The following is a 16669-nucleotide window of genomic DNA, read 5'->3' as shown; positions in this document are numbered from 1 at the left end:
GGGGGGCCCCGCCCGCCGCCGTGTCTTTTTTTTTGGGGGGGGGGGGGGGCCCCCCCGGGGGGGCGGGGGGGGGGTTTGTGGGGGGGGGGGGGGGGGGGGGGGGGGCCCCCCCCCCCCCCCCCCCACGCCGGGTTCATGCCAGTCGGCTGGTCAGCAGCCGTCGTCGATCGTCTTGGAGACGACCTGACCGCTCATCCAGCTGATGCTGGCCGACACCGCGGCACAGCCCCAGGTGGTGGCCGGGGCGTCCGAGGCCGCCGACAGGTTGATGTCCTCGGCGGAGGCGTACGCCTCGTAACCGGACAGCAGTTCGACGACAGAGGTTGCCTTCTCCATGGCTATGGCCTTTCGTTGAGTGAAGGAAGTGGTGCGAGGTGACGCGAGGTGACGCGACGTCAGCAGGTGGCCTCGTACGTGACGGCGCTGAGGAAGCTGACCGCGGCGGAGGCGCAGTACCAGGTGGTCGCCGGGGCGTCGGCCACGGCGGTGACGTCGAGGTCACCCGCGTCCATGTAGGTCTGGTAGCCGGCGACGAGGTCCATGACGCTGTCGGTGTTGTTCATGGTGTCCCTTTCAGGTCCGAATGTCTGAACTCAAGGCTGAGAGCGTCGATGACGCCCCCAGCGATGGGCTCAGCTGCCGGCTCCGGACCGCGCCGCCCTCGGGGCGGCGCTCGGTTTCAGGCGTGCCCGGTTTCAGGCGGCGCTCGGCGTCAGGTTGCGCGCCGGGGCGGCCGGGTCGATGCCCGCCTGCCTGAACTGTTCGACGACCGTGCGCTCGGCCGTTCCCGGGCCGGCGTCGGGGGCGCCGGCGCTGTCGACCAGTGCGGTCGCGAGCACGCTGGCGCGGTGCTGCCCGAAGCTCAGCCCCTGCCGTCCCGAGTGGGGATCGGCCGGTTCCCAGGCGGTCGCCACGCCCGGACGGAGCTCCTCCGTGAACGCGGAGACATCGGCGCGGACCCCCGGCAGACCGCCGACGTGAGCGGCCAGGTCCGGTGCGGCCTGGGCGTGTTCGGCGTCCAGGTAGACCACGACCGCGTCGCGCCGCGGGTACAGCTCGGGCGCGGAGAGGACCTTCGCCCGGTAGGGAAGACCGTGGTCCTCCAGGAAGGTCAGGGCGGCGCCCCAGACGCCCACCACGTCGTCCACGTTCGCGACGTTGACGTACACCCGCAGCACGCCCTGGCCGCCCCGGCGCTGCCGGGAGCCGTCGACGAGGAAGAAGCCCGGCGACAGGCCGGCCCGCGCGGACGGCAGGGTCACCTCGGCGACCTCGCCCTCCACCGGATCCGCGGTGCGCACAGCGGCCAGGGGAATCCAGAACCTGACTCCCTCGCGCTCCACCAGGATCCGGGACCCGCCCTTGTCGTCCGTCTCCACCGCGGACCGGACGCGTGCCAGGGTGACGATCTCGCGGTGCGGCACGACGGCCGCGAGCCGGGCCTCGAGGCCCTCGTCCCTCAGCCGGGTCGGCACCCTGCCCGGCTCCTGCCCCGAATGGAACACGTCGTAGATCGCCTCGGAGAGCAGACGACGCAGTTCCCGGGGCGTCTCCGCTTCGATCTCCCGTTCTCCCACGACGGCCTTGGAGCGGTCGGCCGCGACACTGATCTTGTCCATCACTTCGCGCACGCTCGACGCCAGCACGTGAATTCCCCCCTTTTTTCTGTTGGTTGACCGTGTTTTCCGTTTTCCGGACACGCCTTTCGGCCGCGTGTTCCGGTCCTGTTCCGGCCGCGCCTTTCGGTCGCGTGTTCCGGTCGCGTGTTCCGGTCGCGTGTTCCGGTCGCGTGATTCGGCTGCCGGTCCCGTGTTCCGGCCGCGTGTTCCGGTTTTTCGCGTCCGGGTTGCGGGTTCGGCTTCGTGCCGGGTCCCGTCTCCCGTTCTCAGGAAACGAATCCGAGCGTCGCCGCGAACCTCTCCGGATTCACCACGGCGGCCCGCCCCACACCCGCCGCGGCCCGCTGAATTCCCGTGAGCCGGGAAGTGGAGAGCGCACCCGCGACGAGCCGGTCGAGAAGGTGCCATCCGGCGAACGCGGTCGCCCGCACGGCGAGGGTCTCGTCGACTTCGGGAAGGACGTCCCGGTAGCCCCGCCAGAACTCCCCGACGAGGGGCAGCAGGCGCTGCATCTTCTCGGCTCCCCGCCGCAGCACCATGTCGTGCGTGAACTCCATGTCGACGAACACGTCGTCGCCCCGGTTCGTCACGAGGTCGAGCACGGACCGGTAGATCCACTCGCCCGCGAAGGCGCCGACGTCACGCGCCGGATCCGCGAGCCGGAACTCCTCCCAGTCGGCGACGTAGATGGCCTCGGGCCGGACCAGCAGCTGGTCCACGCGGAAGTCGCAGTGCGACGGGACGCGCGGCGCGTCCGCCTCCCACTCCCGCAGCCGTTCCAGGGCCCGGACGAGGACGTCGTCGTTCTGCAGCAGCCGCCATGCCTCCAGCTCGCCCGCGCTGGAGCGGACGTACACGGACATCGGGAGCCCGCGCAGGAAGGAGACCGGCGGGAACGGCGGCGCCACCTGCTCGACCTCGACCGTCCCGACGGGCGGAGTGCCGTGCAGCCGGCCGATGACACGGCCGATCCGGTACGCCTGTTCCCCGGTGAACACCTCGTCCACCATCAGCTGGGCGCCGTTCTCCGCGTCCACGACGCGCTCGAACGCCACGATGTGACGGTCGGAGTCGGCCCCCAGGAACGCGGGCCGGAAGAGCTCCGGAGGGCGTGCCTCCTTCGCGTACTCCTCGAAGGCGAGCATGCGCCGCAGCCGGGCCTCCACATCGGCCCTGGCCCCCGTGAGGCGCTTCACGAAGACCTCCCGGCCGCTGGTGGTCGGGCCGGCCCAGGCGTCGTTCCGGCCGATCGGCGAGGTGACGGAGTCCCGCACCATGGTGCCGACCCCGAGACCGGTGAGCAGTTCGTCCACCTCGGGAGCGGCATCGAGGTCGATGGCCGCCACGTCTCTCTTCATGCCAGTCATGCGAGCTGTCCCCCTGAATCCGGTCGGCCCCGCGTCACTTCCACTCGATGACGAGCGGGGGAACGTCGGGAAGGCTGGGAAGGCCCGGGACGTCCGGGATGTGGGGCGTGATCTCGATGCCCGTCGGCCCGCTCTTCCACTCGATCACGAACGCGGAACCGGGCGCCGGGACGGAGACGGTGTCCGAGGCCGGGTTCGAGTCAGCGTGGGCGGGCACCGCGCCCGCGAATGCCATTCCGGCGACGGCCAGGGAAGAAAACGCGATGCGAGCGGTGCGACGCTTGTTCATGACTCTCCAGCCCGTGACGAGTGTCCTCTCCCATCCCCCGGGAGCGGATCTTCTGTCCGGAAGACTGTCATCGAATGGCGGGCGTCCGGCCGGAAGTGCATGTCAGCTTGATGCAGGGCTCTTGCAGCTTGATGCGAGGCGGGCCGCGAACGGTGTCACGCGGGGAATCGCCGGCCCACCCACCGCCACGCGAATTCGAGTACCGCCGCACCGGCCGCCGCGATCGCGACCGCGGTCCACGGCATCGTCACCCCGACCAGCTTCAGGGCGAAGAAGTCCTGGAGCCACGGCACGACGAGCACCAGGAGGAAGGCTCCTGCCATCGCGGCGACCAGCGCGATCCGCCACCAGGTGTACGGGCGGGCGATGATCGCGAGGACCCACATGGAGACGAGGAACAGGGTGAGCGTGGCCGCGCTGGTCTCGGCGTCCAGGGCCTCCGGGCCCGTGTAGTGGGACCGTGCGAGCAGGTACGTGGCGAAGGTCGCCGCCGCCGCGATCACGCCCGCGGGGATCGCGTACCGCATCACGCGCCGCACGAAGTTCGGCTTCGCGCGCTCCTTGTTGGGAGCGAGGGCCAGGAAGAACGCGGGGACGCCGATGGTGAGGGTGGAGAGCAGGGTGAGGTGGCGGGGCAGGAAGGGGTACTCCACCTGGCTCACGACCACCAGGATCGCCAGCAGCACCGAGTAGACCGTCTTCGTCAGGAAGAGGGTCGCGACGCGGGTGATGTTGCCGATGACGCGGCGGCCCTCCGCGACCACCGAGGGCAGCGTCGCGAAGGAGTTGTTCAGGAGGACGATCTGGGCCACCGCCCGCGTCGCCTCCGAGCCGGAGCCCATGGACACGCCGATGTCCGCGTCCTTCAGCGCGAGGACGTCGTTGACGCCGTCGCCCGTCATGGCCACGGTGTGGCCGTGCGACTGGAGCGCGGCGACCATCTCCCGCTTCTGCTGTGGCGTGACCCGGCCGAAGACCGCGTTGTCGTCGAGGACCTTCGCCATCTCCTCCCGCCCGTCGGGCAGCTTCCGCGCGTCGACCGTGTGCTCGGCGCCCGGCAGCCCGAGCTTCCCGGCCACCGCGCCGACCGACACCGCGTTGTCACCGGAGATGACCTTCGCGGCGACGTTCTGGTCGGCGAAGTACGCGAGCGTGTCGGCCGCGTCCGGCCGCAGCCGCTGCTCCAGGACGACGAGGGCCGTGGCCGTCGCGCCCTGCGACACATCGGGGGAGTCGAGCTCCCGGGTGGTACGGGCGAGCAGCAGCACCCGCAGGCCCTGCTCGTTCAGCCGGTCGACCTCCGCGAGCGCCGGATCGCCGGACGCGAGCAGCACGTCGGGCGCGCCGAGCAGCCACGTCGAGTTCTCGCCGTCGCCCTGGCTGAAGGCGGCGCCGCTGTACTTGCGGGCGGAGGAGAAGGGCAGCGACTCCGTGCAGCGCCAGTCCTCCGCGTCCGGGTAGGCGGCGATGATCGCCTGGAGCGAGGCGTTCGGCCGCGGGTCGGACTCGCCGAGGGCGCCGAGGACCTTCCGTACGTACTCCTTGTCGGCGCCGTTCAGCAGGCGCAGCTCGGTGACGTCCATGCCGCCCTCGGTGAGCGTGCCGGTCTTGTCGAGGCAGACGACGTCGACCCGCGCGAGGCCCTCGATCGCGGGCAGCTCCTGCACGAGGCACTGCTTGCGGCCCAGCCGGATCACGCCGATCGCGAAGGCGACGGAGGTGAGCAGGACCAGGCCCTCGGGGATCATCGGGACGATGCCGCCGACGGTGCGGGCGACCGAGTTCTTGAAGTCGTTGTCCTTGACGACGAGCTGGCTGATGACGAGGCCGATCGCGGTGGGGATCATCATCCACGTCACGTACTTGAGGATCGTGGAGATGCCCGTGCGCAGCTCGGAGTGGACGAGCGTGAAGCGGGAGGCCTCCTCGGCGAGCTGCGCCGCGTACGCCTCGCGCCCGACCTTGGTGGCGGTGAACGCGCCGCCGCCGGCGACCACGAACGAGCCCGACATCATCCGGTCGCCGGGCCGTTTCACGACCGGGTCCGCCTCGCCGGTGAGCAGCGACTCGTCGACCTCCAGGCTGTCGTCCTCCGCGACGACGCCGTCGACCACGACCTTGTCGCCGGGACCGAGCTCGATGAGGTCGCCGAGGACGATGTCGGAGGTGGAGATCTCGGCGGAGACGCCGTCGCGCCGGACGGTGGGTCTGGCCTCGCCGATGACGGCGAGGCTGTCCAGGGTCTTCTTGGCGCGGAGTTCCTGGATGATGCCGATGCCGGTGTTGGCGACGATCACGAAGCCGAAGAGGCTGTCCTGGATCGGCGCGACGAAGAGCATGATCACCCAGAGCACGCCGATGATCGCGTTGAAGCGGGTGAAGACGTTGCCGCGGACGATGTCGGCGGTGGAGCGGGAACTGCGTACGGGGACGTCGTTGACCTCGCCGCGCGCCACCCGCTCGGCGACCTCGGCGGAGGTCAGGCCGGCGGGGCGGTGCACGACGGCCGGCTCCGCCGCCGCGGTCCCGCTTCCGTCGGTGTCGATCTTCGCCCGCTGAGTCATGTTCTCGACGTTACGGCGGGAACCGGCCGCTCACCCGCCGAGGAGCCGAACATCAGACCGGGGTAGGACGGAAATGGTCCCCGGGTGCTACGCGGCGGGCTCCTGGGCCTTCTGCTGCGCCTCGTGCCGCTTGATCGCCGCGTCGCGCTTGCGCACGTACCAGATGCCGATGAGGCCCAGGCCCGCGCCGGCCAGGCAGGTCCACACCCACCACGTCAGGTCGCGGTCGTCGAACCAGCCGTAGAAGGGGACCTGGACGAGGAACAGGACGAACCAGAGGATCGTGCCGCCCGTGATGGTGGCGACGACGGGCCCCTCCAGGGGCTCGGGTGCCTCGTGCTTCGGTGTCCACTTCGCCATGCGGACCAGTCTAGGCGGCCGGTTTTCGAGCCCCTGCACGGTCTACGCGCGGAGATGGACTCCGACTCGTTCATGTGTTCATACTGAAACGGTTTGCCTCTGGCGGGTTCCCTTCGTATGAACCGCCAAATTGACCATACGAGGACAACCCATGAGCACCACGGCCACCGCCAAGGCCACGTCTCCGGAGCCCTCTGCTCCGCAGCAGCCCGTCTCCGGTCTCGACCGCTTCTTCAGGATCTCCGAGCGCGGCTCCACCGTGGCCCGCGAGGTCCGTGGCGGCTTCGCCACCTTCTTCGCGATGGCGTACATCATCGTGCTGAACCCGATCATCCTCGGCAGCGCCAAGGACATGTACGGGCACCAGCTCGACAGCGGCCAGCTGGTCACCGCGACCGTCCTGACGGCCGCCTTCACGACGCTCCTCATGGGCGTCATCGGCAACGTGCCGATCGCGCTCGCCGCCGGTCTCGGCGTCAACACGGTCGTCGCGCTCCAGCTCGCGCCGAAGATGTCCTGGCCGGACGCCATGGGCATGGTCGTCCTCGCGGGTCTGGTCGTGATGCTCCTGGTCGCGACCGGTCTGCGCGAGCGCGTCATGAACGCCGTCCCGGCCGGCCTCCGCAAGGGCATCGCGATCGGCATCGGCCTGTTCATCATGCTCATCGGCCTGGTCGACTCGGGCTTCGTCTCCCGCATCCCGGACGCCGCCCACACCACCGTCCCGCTGCAGCTGGGCGGCGACGGTCACCTCACCGGCTGGCCGGTGCTCGTCTTCGTGCTGGGCACCCTGCTCACCCTCGCGCTGATCATCCGCAAGGTGCCGGGCGCGATCCTCATCTCCATCGTCGTGATGACGATCGTCGCGATGGTGATCAACGCCGTCGCCACCGTCCCGTCCTGGGGCCTGACCACGCCCGAGTGGCCCGGCAACCCGGTCGCCTCGCCGGACTTCGGCCTGGTCGGCCAGGTCAGCCTTTTCGGCGGCTTCGGCAAGGTCGGCATGCTGACCGGCGTCCTCTTCGTCTTCACCGTGCTGCTGTCCTGCTTCTTCGACGCCATGGGCACGATCCTCGGCGTCGGCGACGAGGCCAAGCTGACGGACAAGGACGGCAACTTCCCGGGCATCAACAAGGTCCTGCTGGTCGACGGCCTCGCCGTCGCCTCCGGCGGTGCCACGTCCTCCTCCGCCACCACCTGCTTCGTGGAGTCCACGGCCGGTGTCGGCGAGGGCGCCCGCACGGGTCTCGCCTCGGTGGTGACCGGCGGTCTGTTCTCGGTCGCGCTGTTCCTCACGCCGCTGGCCACGATGGTCCCGTCCCAGGCGGCCACGCCCGCCCTGCTGGCGGTCGGCTTCCTGATCCTGGCCGGGTCGGTCAAGGAGATCGACTGGAGCGACTTCACGATCGCCGTGCCGGCCTTCCTGGCCATGGTGATGATGCCGTTCACCTACTCGATCACGAACGGCATCGGCATCGGCTTCATCGCCTTCAGCGTGCTGCGCCTCGCGGCCGGCCGGGGCCGTGAGGTGCCCGTGGCCATGTACGTCGTGTCGGCGGTCTTCGTCTTCTACTACGCGATGCCGGCACTCGGCCTGACCTGAGCAGGCGGCGGGTCGACCGTCCCGTAGAACTTCTCGGTCTCGTCGACGGCGGTCTTGAACCGCTCGTCGAAGTCCTCTCGAATGAGCGTCCGGACGACATAGTCCTGGACGCTCATTCCTCTTCTGGCGGCGTGCCCGCGGATCCGTTCGAGCAGCTCTCCGTCGATGCGCAGGCTGAGCACGGTCGATTCCATGTCCGTCAGGTTCGCGCCACGGAAGGGCCGCGCGCGTCACTTTCCGGATCGGTCTCACTCATTTGGGTGACAGGTTGCGACGGAAGGTTTTCGATTGGTCTTTAGCTAGGGTAATGAGTTACGCTAAAGACATGCCTGACCTGTCGCACGGCACCGCCGACGATGCCGCCGCCGTGAACGCGCTCCGCAGCGCCGTGATGCGGCTGGGTCGACGCCTGAAGCACCAGCGCGTCGACGAATCGCTGAGCCCGACCGAGATGTCGGTGCTCGGCACCCTGTCGCTCTGCGGCTCCGCCACCCCCGGTGAGCTGGCCCGCAAGGAGCACGTCCAGCCGCCGTCGATGACCCGCATCGTCGCGCTGCTCGAAGCCAAGGGACTGGTCAGGCTCGAGCCGCATCCCGACGACCGCCGGCAGAAGGTGGTCAGCCAGACCGAGCAGGCCGAGGCCATGCTCGAGGAGTCCCGCCGCAAGCGGAACGCCTGGCTGGCCTCCCTCGCCGAGGGTCTGGACGAGGACGAATGGGCGAAGCTGCGCGCCGCCGCCCCGGTCCTGGAGAAGCTCGCCCACCTCTGACCCCAGGCGCCAAGGAGGCGACGCACTTTGAGTACGGGACCCGGAGCAGACTCCGCCCCCGTCCATCAACCCGACACCTACTCCCAGGCGCGTGAGCGCCCGAGCCGGGGAACCTTCTCCTCGCTCGCGATCCGGAACTACCGGCTGTTCTTCACCGGAGCGATCGTCTCCAACACCGGTACGTGGATGGCCCGGATCACCCAGGACTGGCTGGTCCTGAGCCTCACCGGCTCCGCCGCCGCCGTCGGCATCACGACGGCGCTCCAGTTCCTGCCGATGCTGCTGTTCGGCCTGTACGGCGGTGTCATCGCCGACCGCTACCCGAAGCGCCGCATCCTCCTCGTCAGCCAGGCCGCGCTCGGCCTGTGCGGACTGACCCTGGCGGCACTGACCCTGACCGGACACGTCCAGGTCTGGCACGTCTACCTGATCGCCTTCCTGCTCGGCATGGTCACCGTGGTCGACAACCCGGCCCGGCAGTCCTTCGTCTCCGAGATGGTCGGTCCGGACCGGCTGCGCAACGCGGTCTCGCTGAACTCGGCGAACTTCCAGTCCGCGCGGCTGATCGGCCCCGCCGTCGCGGGCCTGCTCATCGCGGGCGTCGGCAGCGGCTGGGCGTTCCTGATCAACGGCCTGTCCTTCCTCGCCCCGCTCGCCGCCCTGCTCCTGATGCGTCCCGCCGAGCTCCACAAGGTGGAGCGCGCACCGAGGGGCAAGGGCCAGCTGCGCGAGGGCCTGCGCTACGTCGCCGGGCGCCCGGACCTGATCTGGCCGATCGTCCTGGTCGGCTTCATCGGCACCTTCGGGTTCAACTTCCCGATCTGGCTGACCGCCTTCTCGGAGGAGATCTTCCACGTCGGCGCCGGTACGTACGGCTTCCTGAACACCCTCATGGCGGCCGGCTCGCTCGTCGGCGCGCTGCTCGCGGCCCGGCGCGGCTCGACCCGGCTGCGGAGGCTGGTCGTCGCCGCGGGCGTGTTCGGCGTCCTCGAGATCGCGGCGGCGCTGTCGCCGTCCTTCTGGCTGTTCGCGCTGCTCCTGGTCCCGATCGGGATGATCGGCCTGACGGTCAACATCAGCGCGAACTCGGCCGTCCAGATGGCGACGGACCCGGTCATGCGGGGCCGCGTGATGAGCCTCTACATGATGGTGTTCGCGGGCGGCACCCCGATCGGCGCCCCGCTCCTCGGCTGGGTCACCGACACCTACGGACCCCGCGTCGGCTTCGCCACCGGCGGCCTGGTCTCGCTCACCGCCGCGGCGGTCATCGGCCTGGTACTGGCGCGCCTGGGCGGCCTGAAGCTCGCGGTCGGCTGGCACCACGGCCACCCGAGCCTCCGCTTCGTCCCGCAGGAGCCCCGCCCGAGCCTGGCGACGGCCGCGTAGCGGGAGCGGCCCGGCGAAGGCGCCGGAGCCCCGTCGCGGGACTCCGGCCCCTTCGCCGCGTCCGAGGGGCGGCGGAAGACGACCGTCCCAATTCAGGCGTTTACGGGGTGGCGCCGTGAAGGTTGTGTGTACGTTGAGTGCCGCTCAAGTGCCCACAGCCACAGGAGGTTTCACTTGCGCAAGCGCTCCGCCGCCATAGCCGTCGCCCTCGCCGCCGGCACCCTGGCAGCCCTCACCACCGCTCCGGCCCAGGCCACCGAGTACTCCTCGGCGCTGAAGATCAAGGGCGTCCAGTACGACGCCCCGGGCCCGGACTCCAACCGGTGCTCCGGCGGCAACACCGCCGCCGAGTTCGTCACCATCAAGAACTACTCCCGCACCGCCACGGTGAACCTCAAGGGCTACGTGGTGAAGGACGCGGTGGGGAACTCGTACACCTTCCGGATCAACCACTACCTGCAGCCGGGCGACTACGTGCAGCTGCGCGGGAACTACGGCACCGAGTCCGACGCCAAAAACGTCGCCTACCGCAACAACTGCAACTTCATCTGGAACAACGACCGCGACACCATCAAGCTGATCAAGCCGGGCGGCGCCTACGCCGACACGCACTCGTACACCAAGAGCGGCAACGACCGCGACGGGAACGGCTACATCACCTTCCACGGCTGAGGACCGCCCGGCGCGAGGGCCGTTCCCGCGGACCTCGCGCCGGCGGACCACGGGCCCGCGGTGGGTCAGACCCGCTGTTCCAGGACCTGGCCCGGCCAGTCGTTCACCGTGAACTCCTCCGTGCGCGTGAAGCCCTGGCGCTCGTAGTACGCCACCAGCCGGCCCTCGCTGCCCGCGAAGCAGTCCACCCGCAGCAGGGAGATGCCCTGGCGGCGGGTCTCGGACGCCGCGTGGGCGAGGAGGGCCGCGCCGACGCCGTGGCCGTGGAAGCGGCCGTGGGTGGCGAGGTAGCGCACGTACAGCTCGGGCTCGTCGGCCGGGGCCACGTACTGGCCAGGGTGCGGGGTGAGGGTGAGGGTGCCGGCGGGGACGCCGTCGATCTCGGCGATCCACGGAGTGCCCTCCGTGACCACCCGCTCGACGAGCTCCACCGTCTTCGGGCGCGCGCTGAACGGCTCGGTGCCCCACTGCGCGGTGATGCCCCGCTCGTTGAGCCAGACGACCGCGCTGTCGAATATCGCGAGCATCGCGGGAACGTCCTCCGGCCCGCCCTGCCTGATCTTGATCCCGGTATCCATCCGGCCGAGGGTAGTCCCTGCCAGACTCGTCCCATGAGGCTTTTCGCTGCCGTCCTGCCGCCGCCCGCGCAGCTCGACGAGCTGGGCCGCGAGGTCGACCGGCTCGTGCACCTGCCCGGGGCCGACCGGCTCCGCTGGACCTCCCGGCCCGGCTGGCACTTCACGCTCGCGTTCATGGGCGAGGTCGACGAGGAGCTGCTGCCCGACCTGCGCGCCCGGCTCGGCCGGGCCGCCCACCGCACCGCGCCCTTCCCGCTGCGCCTGCACGGCGGCGGCCACTTCGGCCGCGCGGTGCTGTGGACCGGCGCGGCGGGCGGCCTGGACGAGATGAGGCTGCTCGCCGAGCGCGCGGACGCCGCCGCCCGCCGGGCCGGCGTCGCGATGGACGAGCACCGCCGCTACCAGGCCCACCTCACCGTGGCCCGGTCCCGCACCCACGCCCTGGACCTGCGTCCCTTCGTCACCGACCTCGACGCCTTCGAGGGCAGCCGCTGGGAGGTCGCGGAGCTCGCCCTGGTCCGCAGCCACCTTCCCGGCGGCGGTCCGCCGGGCAAGCAGCCGCGCTACGAGACGATCGCCACGTGGCCCCTGGGCGGAGCGGCCGAACCGGCGCGTTAACCTCGAATGGTGGACCCGAAAACCCGTAACCGGATCATGGCCGGTGTGCTCGTCCTGATGTTCGCGATCATCGCGGTGGCGTCGGTGGTGGGCGGCCAGTAGCTGCGAGCCTCCCCGTATCCGTCACTTCGACGCCCGCGTGACATGGTGGCCGCCGTCCGACCAGCACGGGCGACGGCCTTGCCCGCGAGGCCCTATTCGATCACCAGGCGAAGGCTTCCGGCGACGGGCCCGGGCCCGGGAAGATCTCGTCCAGACCCGTCAGAACCTCGTCGCTCAGCTCCAGCTCCAGGGCGCGCAACGCGCTCTCCAGCTGTTCCATCGTGCGCGGACCGACGATCGGCCCGGTGACGCCGGGCCGGGTCAGCAGCCATGCCAGCCCGACCTCGCCCGGCTCCAGGCCGTGCTTGTCGAGCAGGTCCTCGTACGCCTGGAACTGCTTCCGCTTCGCCGGGTCTGCGAGCGTCTCCGCCGCGCGGCCCTCGGTGCGCCGCTTGCCCTCGGTCTCCTTCTTGAGGACGCCGCCGAGCAGACCGCCGTGCAGCGGCGACCAGGGGATGACCCCGAGGCCGTACTCCTGGGCGGCCGGGATGACCTCCATCTCGGCGCGGCGCTCGTAGAGGTTGTAGAGGCACTGCTCGCTGACGAGGCCGACCATGCCGCGTCGGGCGGCGGCCTCGTTGGCCTGGGCGATCTTGTAGCCGGGGAAGTTGGACGAGCCGGCGTAGAGGATCTTGCCCTGCTGGATCAGGACGTCGATCGCCTGCCAGATCTCCTCGAAGGGAGTGCGGCGGTCGATGTGGTGGAACTGGTACAGGTCGATGTAGTCGGTGCCGAGTCGCTTGAGGCTGGCTTCCACCGCGCGCCGGATGTTCAACGCCGACAGCCGGTCCTCGTTGGGCCAGGTCTCACCGTCGCGGGACATGGAACCGTAGACCTTGGTGGCGAGGACCGTCTTCTCCCGCCGGCCACCGCCCTGGGCGAACCAAGTCCCGATGATCTCCTCGGTGCGGCCTTTGTTCTCACCCCACCCATACACATTGGCCGTGTCCACGAAGTTCAGACCTGCGTCCAGCGCGGCATCCAAGATGCCGTGACTTGTCGGTTCGTCTGTCTGCGGGCCGAAGTTCATCGTGCCGAGGACGAGTCGGCTGACCTTGAGTCCGGTGCGTCCGAGCTGGGTGTACTTCATGAGGCACAAGCCAACTGCTTCGAGCCCACTCCAAGCAAGAGCCGACCACTCAGACGCCCGTTTATGCGACAACGTGCATGAGTCACGTCCGTGCATGGACGGCCGCGAGCGGCCCCCGTACGGTCGTCTCAGGCAGCCCCACCGGGCCGGCAAGTCAAGGGAGTTCGCATGGCGCGCGAAGAACTGACTCGGCTCACCGGCAACGGCAACGGCACGTGCGGAGAGGACGACTGCCCGAACGTCTACCGCACCGCATGTTCGACCGCTCGACGGTCGTTCTCATGAAGTACGAGGACGACGGAACGCAGATCAGCCGAGAGCTGTACGGGGGTGACCCTGCGCCGTTCGTCGAGTGGCAGCGCATCGCCGTTGCCGAGTCGGTTCCCTTCCTGGAGTACACGGAGCGCGTGACGGAGTGACGTTCGAAGCTGAGCAGCTTGGCGAGTCCGGCACCGAACTCGCCTTTCTGCTCCGGGACTTGCGCAAGCGAGCCGGCCTCTCAGGGGACCGGCTCGCAGCGCGCTGCAACATGTCCCAGTCGAAGGTGTCTCGCATCGAGAACGGCCGGACGCGGCCGTCCCTGGTCGACGTCGAGCAGATCTTGCGAGCGCTGGACGCTCCGCCGGAACTGGTCTCGGAGGCGTCCGCCCTCGCCAGGATGGCGAACACCGAGTGGCGGAACCTCCGAGAGCTTCGACGCAAGGGTCTCGGTACGAGACAGGCCGAGCTGAAGGCACTCGAGGCGTCCTCCACGCACATGCGCTACTTCCTGCTCTCGATGGTGACCGGGCTGCTCGCGACGCCGGAGTACGTACGGGCGAGCCTGGCCCACTCGACGGCCGACACGAGCAAGGCCGTAGCGGGGAAACTGGGACGACAAGCCGTCCTCTACGACGCCTCAAAACGGTTCACGTTCGTTCTGACCGAGCAGGCGGTTCGCTGGCCGGTCGTCTCCCCACTGGCACTGGCCGAGCAGATGGACCGGCTGGCGTCCCTGTCCTACCTCCCGAACGTTCAGATCGGAGTGATCCCCGTAGGGGCACCGACGCCCCGAACCCCTCTGAGTACGTTCACCATCTACGACGCCGTGTTGGTCACCATCGAGCGCGAACAGTCGGGAGGTTCCACGGATGAGCACACCCAAGACGACGATGGCAGGGCCGGTGAACCTGACCCTTCCCGTCGGAGACCCGGACCCCGTCGCGGGATGTCGGCAGTGCCTCGGCGTCGCCGTGACCCGAGCCAACGCCCGGTCGGTCGGCGACTACTCGAAGGCGATGGACGCGAACGTCGTGCTCCGCACGCACCTCCGCGAAGACCACGGGGCCGAGTGATGTCGCGCGCGGTCCTACGATTCGTGACGCACCGGATCACGCGGCATCCGGACACGGACGTGACCTTCGAAGCGGAGTGCCTGCACTGCAAGTGGAAGGCGGAGCCGTCGACGGACAGTGCAGCGGTCGATGTCGAGTGCATGAGCCATACCGGCCTGAGCAACCATCGCGGCTTCCGACGGATCTGTACGTCATTCGCCATGGTGGTGCGGGCTGAGTAAGGGCGGGGAGAGAGCGCCAGCGCCATCGCCAAGGCCTCGGGATCTCACGGTCCGGCCGCCGCGCCGGCGGCCGGACCGTGAGCGGCTCGCGGACCCGGTGGAGCGGGCCCGCATCCAGGCCTACGAGGACCTGCTCGACAAGCACGACCTGGACCCGGGCGAGACCGCCCTGGCCTGGCTGCTCACCCGCCCCGGCGTGACCGGCCCGATCATCGGCCCGCGCACCCCGGAACAGCTGACGAGCGCCCTGCGCGCGCTGGAGCTGAAGCTGGGCGAGGAGGTCCTGGCGGGCCTCGACGCGATCTTCCCGGGGCCGGGTCCTGCGCCGGAGGCGTTCGCCTGGTGAGTACGCGCTGCCGGGGCGGGACCGAGGGTTTCCGCCCCGTCAGTCGCGGGGGAAGCCCTCGGTCCTGAGGACGAAGTCGAGCGGGGTCTTGGTCAGGTCGAGGTCGGTGCCGAACGGGACGCGCATCTCCTCGGTGTACTCGCCGTCCTCGGGCTTCGTGTGGGCGATGCACCGACCGGTGTAGGGGTCGACGATGACGTAGACGGGGACGCCGGCTGTGGCGTATGCGACCTTCTTGGGGCCGTAGTCGTTCATGCCGGTGCCCTTGGAGATCACCTCGGCGACGAATTCCACGTCCTCGTAGTTCCAGCGGCCCTTGTCGTTCTTCTCGGCGTCGTCCCTGATCTTGGCGACGTCCGGGCAGAACGCGTTGCGGTCGCCAGGGAAGTCGATCCGCACGTCCGATTTCACCCGCACATCCCTCCCGAACCGATCTTCCAGGGCGCGGATGATCAGGCGAGTGATGTCCCAGTGCGTATCCCTCTGCGGAACCATGAAGACGACCCCTCCGACGACTTCGCTCTTGTGTCCTTCGGGGGCGATCTCCAGCCACTCGAAGAGCTTGTCCAAGGGCACTTCGTTCTCGCTCATGGCCAGCTCGATCCTGTCGTCCTCTACGACGGTCATCGTGGCGCTCCTCCCCGCTGCCGCGCGTTCGCATGCAGTCGCCGCGACAACGATATGCGCGGCCACCCCGACACGCGGCCGGCGAGGACTCGCCATCACGCCTCCAGGTCACGCCCCGCCCAGCCAGCTCGTCGCGTCCAGCCGGAAGGTGGTCTCGGCCGGGACGACGGCGCGCAGGGCCCCCTCCAGGTCGCGGACGCGGTCCGCGCCGAGGCGGGCGGCCCACTCGGCGCGCAGGGTGTCGAAGACGGCGGCCGAGCGGGTGAGGGCGTCGACGCCGTGCGGGGTGAGGCGGACGAGTTTGCGGCGGGCGTCGTGGGGGTCGTCGGTGCGCTCGGCGTAGCCGAGGGCGAGGAGCCGGTCGACGGTCTTGCCCGCCGCCTGCTTCGAGACGCCGAGCCGGCGGCCGATGTCGCTGGCGGTGGAGCCGTACGGGCTCGCGGCGATCGCCTGGAGCGCGAAACCGTGGGCGGGGCGCAGGTCGGGGTGGCCCTGGCGGGCGAGTTCGGCGTGGAGCCGGTCGATGAGGGTGCGGAAGCCGGCGAAGAGCAGCAGGGGCAGCTCGAAGCCCGGCGGCTCGCTCGCTCCTGCGGGAGTCCCCGAAACCCCCTTGCCCGGATCGACAACCTGGTTTACGTTTTCCTCGTCGACATGGTCAACCATGTTGTCCATTCTACTGGGGGAGTCACCTTGCCGCAGACCGGGACCGCCGACATGTCCGCCCGTACCGCCAACGCCGTCGCGCTCCTCAAGGAGTCGCCCCACACCCTCGACGGCTTCCTCAAGCTCAGCGAGATCTTCGAGTCCACCACCCTGGACCCGCACTCCCGCGAGACCGTCATCCTCACCGTCGCCGAACGCAACCAGTGCCACCTGTGCGTCGACATGCACGAGACCAAGTTCGCCGCCCTCGGCCCCGTGCCCGCACCCGAACGCCTCGCCGCCGTACGCCGCTTCACCCTCCAGGTCCTCGCCGCCTCCGGCGCGGTCTCCGACGCCGACCTCGACGCCTTCCTGGCCCACGGCTACACCCGCCGGAACGCCCTCGAAGTCGTCCTCGGCATCGGCACGTACACCGTCTCGACCTTCGCCAACCGGCTCACCCGCGCCGCCTGACGAGGGCG

Annotated in this window: 20 protein-coding genes and 1 pseudogene; 9 read left to right on the top strand and 12 right to left on the bottom strand. The window is 69.8% G+C overall.

The genetic code is table 11. The features are described 5' to 3' along the window. Window positions 1-150: 150 nt before the first annotated feature. From ACFY8W_RS11585 to ACFY8W_RS11555, 7 genes are all read right to left on the bottom strand, one after another. A complete protein-coding gene (locus tag ACFY8W_RS11585; RefSeq protein ID WP_391103224.1) occupies window positions 151-336 on the bottom strand; it encodes an LxmA leader domain family RiPP in 186 nt (61 codons plus the stop codon). Between the two features lie 59 nt (window positions 337-395). Beyond that, a complete protein-coding gene (locus ACFY8W_RS11580; protein ID WP_391103222.1) occupies window positions 396-563 on the bottom strand; it encodes an LxmA leader domain family RiPP in 168 nt (55 codons plus the stop codon). 132 nt (window positions 564-695) lie between these two features. Next, the gene (locus tag ACFY8W_RS11575; protein WP_391103219.1) at window positions 696-1646 is read right to left on the bottom strand and encodes a T3SS effector HopA1 family protein; all 951 of its coding nucleotides are present in this window, start codon (window positions 1644-1646) and stop codon (window positions 696-698) included. A gap of 239 nt (window positions 1647-1885) precedes the next feature. After that, a complete protein-coding gene (gene lxmK, locus ACFY8W_RS11570) occupies window positions 1886-2977 on the bottom strand; it encodes a class V lanthionine synthetase subunit LxmK (RefSeq protein ID WP_391103216.1) in 1092 nt (363 codons plus the stop codon). Window positions 2978-3020: 43 nt separating this feature from the next. Continuing rightward, window positions 3021-3275, bottom strand: a complete 255-nt coding sequence (locus tag ACFY8W_RS11565) for a hypothetical protein (protein ID WP_391103213.1) — start codon at window positions 3273-3275, stop codon at window positions 3021-3023. A 155-nt stretch (window positions 3276-3430) separates the two neighbouring features. Continuing rightward, window positions 3431-5839, bottom strand: coding sequence for an HAD-IC family P-type ATPase (locus ACFY8W_RS11560; RefSeq protein ID WP_391103210.1), 2409 nt, complete (start codon window positions 5837-5839; stop codon window positions 3431-3433). Between the two features lie 87 nt (window positions 5840-5926). Next, entirely contained in the window at window positions 5927-6199 is a 273-nt protein-coding gene (locus tag ACFY8W_RS11555) for a DUF2530 domain-containing protein (RefSeq protein WP_391103208.1), read from the bottom strand. 151 nt (window positions 6200-6350) lie between these two features. Between ACFY8W_RS11555 and ACFY8W_RS11550 the strand changes: the two genes are divergently transcribed. Beyond that, window positions 6351-7802: a solute carrier family 23 protein gene (locus ACFY8W_RS11550; protein ID WP_391103206.1), complete on the top strand. Its 1452-nt coding sequence runs from the start codon at window positions 6351-6353 to the stop codon at window positions 7800-7802. Here the strand turns inward: ACFY8W_RS11550 and ACFY8W_RS11545 are convergent. Continuing rightward, window positions 7772-7996, bottom strand: a complete 225-nt coding sequence (locus ACFY8W_RS11545) for a ribbon-helix-helix protein, CopG family (RefSeq protein WP_391103204.1) — start codon at window positions 7994-7996, stop codon at window positions 7772-7774. The genes ACFY8W_RS11550 and ACFY8W_RS11545 overlap by 31 nt on opposite strands. A 131-nt stretch (window positions 7997-8127) precedes the next feature. Between ACFY8W_RS11545 and ACFY8W_RS11540 the strand changes: the two genes are divergently transcribed. The 3 genes from ACFY8W_RS11540 (at window position 8128) to ACFY8W_RS11530 (ending at window position 10629) form a co-directional block, all read left to right on the top strand. Next, a complete protein-coding gene (locus tag ACFY8W_RS11540) occupies window positions 8128-8571 on the top strand; it encodes a MarR family winged helix-turn-helix transcriptional regulator (protein ID WP_086830705.1) in 444 nt (147 codons plus the stop codon). Between the two features lie 27 nt (window positions 8572-8598). Continuing rightward, a complete protein-coding gene (locus tag ACFY8W_RS11535) occupies window positions 8599-9957 on the top strand; it encodes an MFS transporter (RefSeq protein ID WP_391103201.1) in 1359 nt (452 codons plus the stop codon). Between the two features lie 174 nt (window positions 9958-10131). After that, window positions 10132-10629 (top strand): lamin tail domain-containing protein, encoded by a 498-nt coding sequence (locus ACFY8W_RS11530; protein WP_391103199.1) that lies wholly within the window; start codon window positions 10132-10134, stop codon window positions 10627-10629. Between the two features lie 65 nt (window positions 10630-10694). Here the strand turns inward: ACFY8W_RS11530 and ACFY8W_RS11525 are convergent, their stop codons facing one another. Then, complete coding sequence (locus ACFY8W_RS11525; RefSeq protein WP_391103197.1) at window positions 10695-11207, bottom strand: GNAT family N-acetyltransferase; 513 nt, start codon at window positions 11205-11207, stop codon at window positions 10695-10697. Window positions 11208-11240: 33 nt separating this feature from the next. Between ACFY8W_RS11525 and thpR the strand changes: the two genes are divergently transcribed. Then, window positions 11241-11825, top strand: coding sequence for an RNA 2',3'-cyclic phosphodiesterase (gene thpR / locus ACFY8W_RS11520; protein ID WP_391103194.1), 585 nt, complete (start codon window positions 11241-11243; stop codon window positions 11823-11825). 202 nt (window positions 11826-12027) lie between these two features. Here thpR and ACFY8W_RS11515 read toward each other — a convergent pair whose 3' ends face one another. Next, on the bottom strand, window positions 12028-13017 hold the full coding sequence (locus ACFY8W_RS11515) for an aldo/keto reductase (RefSeq protein WP_391103192.1): 990 nt from the start codon (window positions 13015-13017) through the stop codon (window positions 12028-12030). A 254-nt stretch (window positions 13018-13271) separates the two neighbouring features. On the opposite strand from ACFY8W_RS11515, the gene ACFY8W_RS11510 reads away from it, so the two are divergent. The 3 genes and pseudogenes from ACFY8W_RS11510 to ACFY8W_RS11500 form a co-directional block, all read left to right on the top strand. Continuing rightward, entirely contained in the window at window positions 13272-13436 is a 165-nt protein-coding gene (locus ACFY8W_RS11510) for a DUF6879 family protein (protein ID WP_391103190.1), read from the top strand. Then, window positions 13433-14572 (top strand): Scr1 family TA system antitoxin-like transcriptional regulator, encoded by a 1140-nt coding sequence (locus tag ACFY8W_RS11505; RefSeq protein WP_391103187.1) that lies wholly within the window; start codon window positions 13433-13435, stop codon window positions 14570-14572. Before ACFY8W_RS11510 ends, ACFY8W_RS11505 begins: the two co-directional genes overlap by 4 nt. 44 nt (window positions 14573-14616) lie before the next feature. After that, window positions 14617-14918, top strand: a pseudogene (locus tag ACFY8W_RS11500) (aldo/keto reductase); the annotation flags it as partial. 39 nt (window positions 14919-14957) lie between these two features. On the opposite strand, the gene ACFY8W_RS11495 reads toward ACFY8W_RS11500, so the two are convergent. Next, window positions 14958-15545, bottom strand: coding sequence for a Uma2 family endonuclease (locus tag ACFY8W_RS11495; protein WP_391103185.1), 588 nt, complete (start codon window positions 15543-15545; stop codon window positions 14958-14960). A gap of 108 nt (window positions 15546-15653) precedes the next feature. After that, window positions 15654-16208 (bottom strand): MarR family transcriptional regulator, encoded by a 555-nt coding sequence (locus ACFY8W_RS11490; protein WP_391103183.1) that lies wholly within the window; start codon window positions 16206-16208, stop codon window positions 15654-15656. Window positions 16209-16259: 51 nt separating this feature from the next. Between ACFY8W_RS11490 and ACFY8W_RS11485 the strand changes: the two genes are divergently transcribed. Beyond that, complete coding sequence (locus ACFY8W_RS11485) at window positions 16260-16661, top strand: carboxymuconolactone decarboxylase family protein (protein ID WP_391103890.1); 402 nt, start codon at window positions 16260-16262, stop codon at window positions 16659-16661. Window positions 16662-16669: the final 8 nt, after the last annotated feature.

This window comes from Streptomyces sp. NPDC012637, from assembly GCF_042954805.1.
Classification (GTDB): domain Bacteria; phylum Actinomycetota; class Actinomycetes; order Streptomycetales; family Streptomycetaceae; genus Streptomyces.
Note: the sequence above shows the minus strand (reverse complement) of the source record. Positions and strands in the feature narration are given on the sequence as shown.

Coding starts and splice junctions, on each gene's coding strand:
- ACFY8W_RS11555 (WP_391103208.1), bottom strand. CDS start 6,199: ATGGCGAAGTGGACACCGAAGCACGAGGCACCCGAGCCCCTGGAGGGG.
- ACFY8W_RS11560 (WP_391103210.1), bottom strand. CDS start 5,839: ATGACTCAGCGGGCGAAGATCGACACCGACGGAAGCGGGACCGCGGCG.
- ACFY8W_RS11550 (WP_391103206.1), top strand. CDS start 6,351: ATGAGCACCACGGCCACCGCCAAGGCCACGTCTCCGGAGCCCTCTGCT.
- ACFY8W_RS11490 (WP_391103183.1), bottom strand. CDS start 16,208: ATGGTTGACCATGTCGACGAGGAAAACGTAAACCAGGTTGTCGATCCG.
- lxmK (WP_391103216.1), bottom strand. CDS start 2,977: ATGAAGAGAGACGTGGCGGCCATCGACCTCGATGCCGCTCCCGAGGTG.
- ACFY8W_RS11525 (WP_391103197.1), bottom strand. CDS start 11,207: ATGGATACCGGGATCAAGATCAGGCAGGGCGGGCCGGAGGACGTTCCC.
- thpR (WP_391103194.1), top strand. CDS start 11,241: ATGAGGCTTTTCGCTGCCGTCCTGCCGCCGCCCGCGCAGCTCGACGAG.
- ACFY8W_RS11585 (WP_391103224.1), bottom strand. CDS start 336: ATGGAGAAGGCAACCTCTGTCGTCGAACTGCTGTCCGGTTACGAGGCG.
- ACFY8W_RS11540 (WP_086830705.1), top strand. CDS start 8,128: ATGCCTGACCTGTCGCACGGCACCGCCGACGATGCCGCCGCCGTGAAC.
- ACFY8W_RS11545 (WP_391103204.1), bottom strand. CDS start 7,996: ATGGAATCGACCGTGCTCAGCCTGCGCATCGACGGAGAGCTGCTCGAA.
- ACFY8W_RS11580 (WP_391103222.1), bottom strand. CDS start 563: ATGAACAACACCGACAGCGTCATGGACCTCGTCGCCGGCTACCAGACC.
- ACFY8W_RS11485 (WP_391103890.1), top strand. CDS start 16,260: ATGTCCGCCCGTACCGCCAACGCCGTCGCGCTCCTCAAGGAGTCGCCC.
- ACFY8W_RS11565 (WP_391103213.1), bottom strand. CDS start 3,275: ATGAACAAGCGTCGCACCGCTCGCATCGCGTTTTCTTCCCTGGCCGTC.
- ACFY8W_RS11495 (WP_391103185.1), bottom strand. CDS start 15,545: ATGACCGTCGTAGAGGACGACAGGATCGAGCTGGCCATGAGCGAGAAC.
- ACFY8W_RS11510 (WP_391103190.1), top strand. CDS start 13,272: ATGTTCGACCGCTCGACGGTCGTTCTCATGAAGTACGAGGACGACGGA.
- ACFY8W_RS11515 (WP_391103192.1), bottom strand. CDS start 13,017: ATGAAGTACACCCAGCTCGGACGCACCGGACTCAAGGTCAGCCGACTC.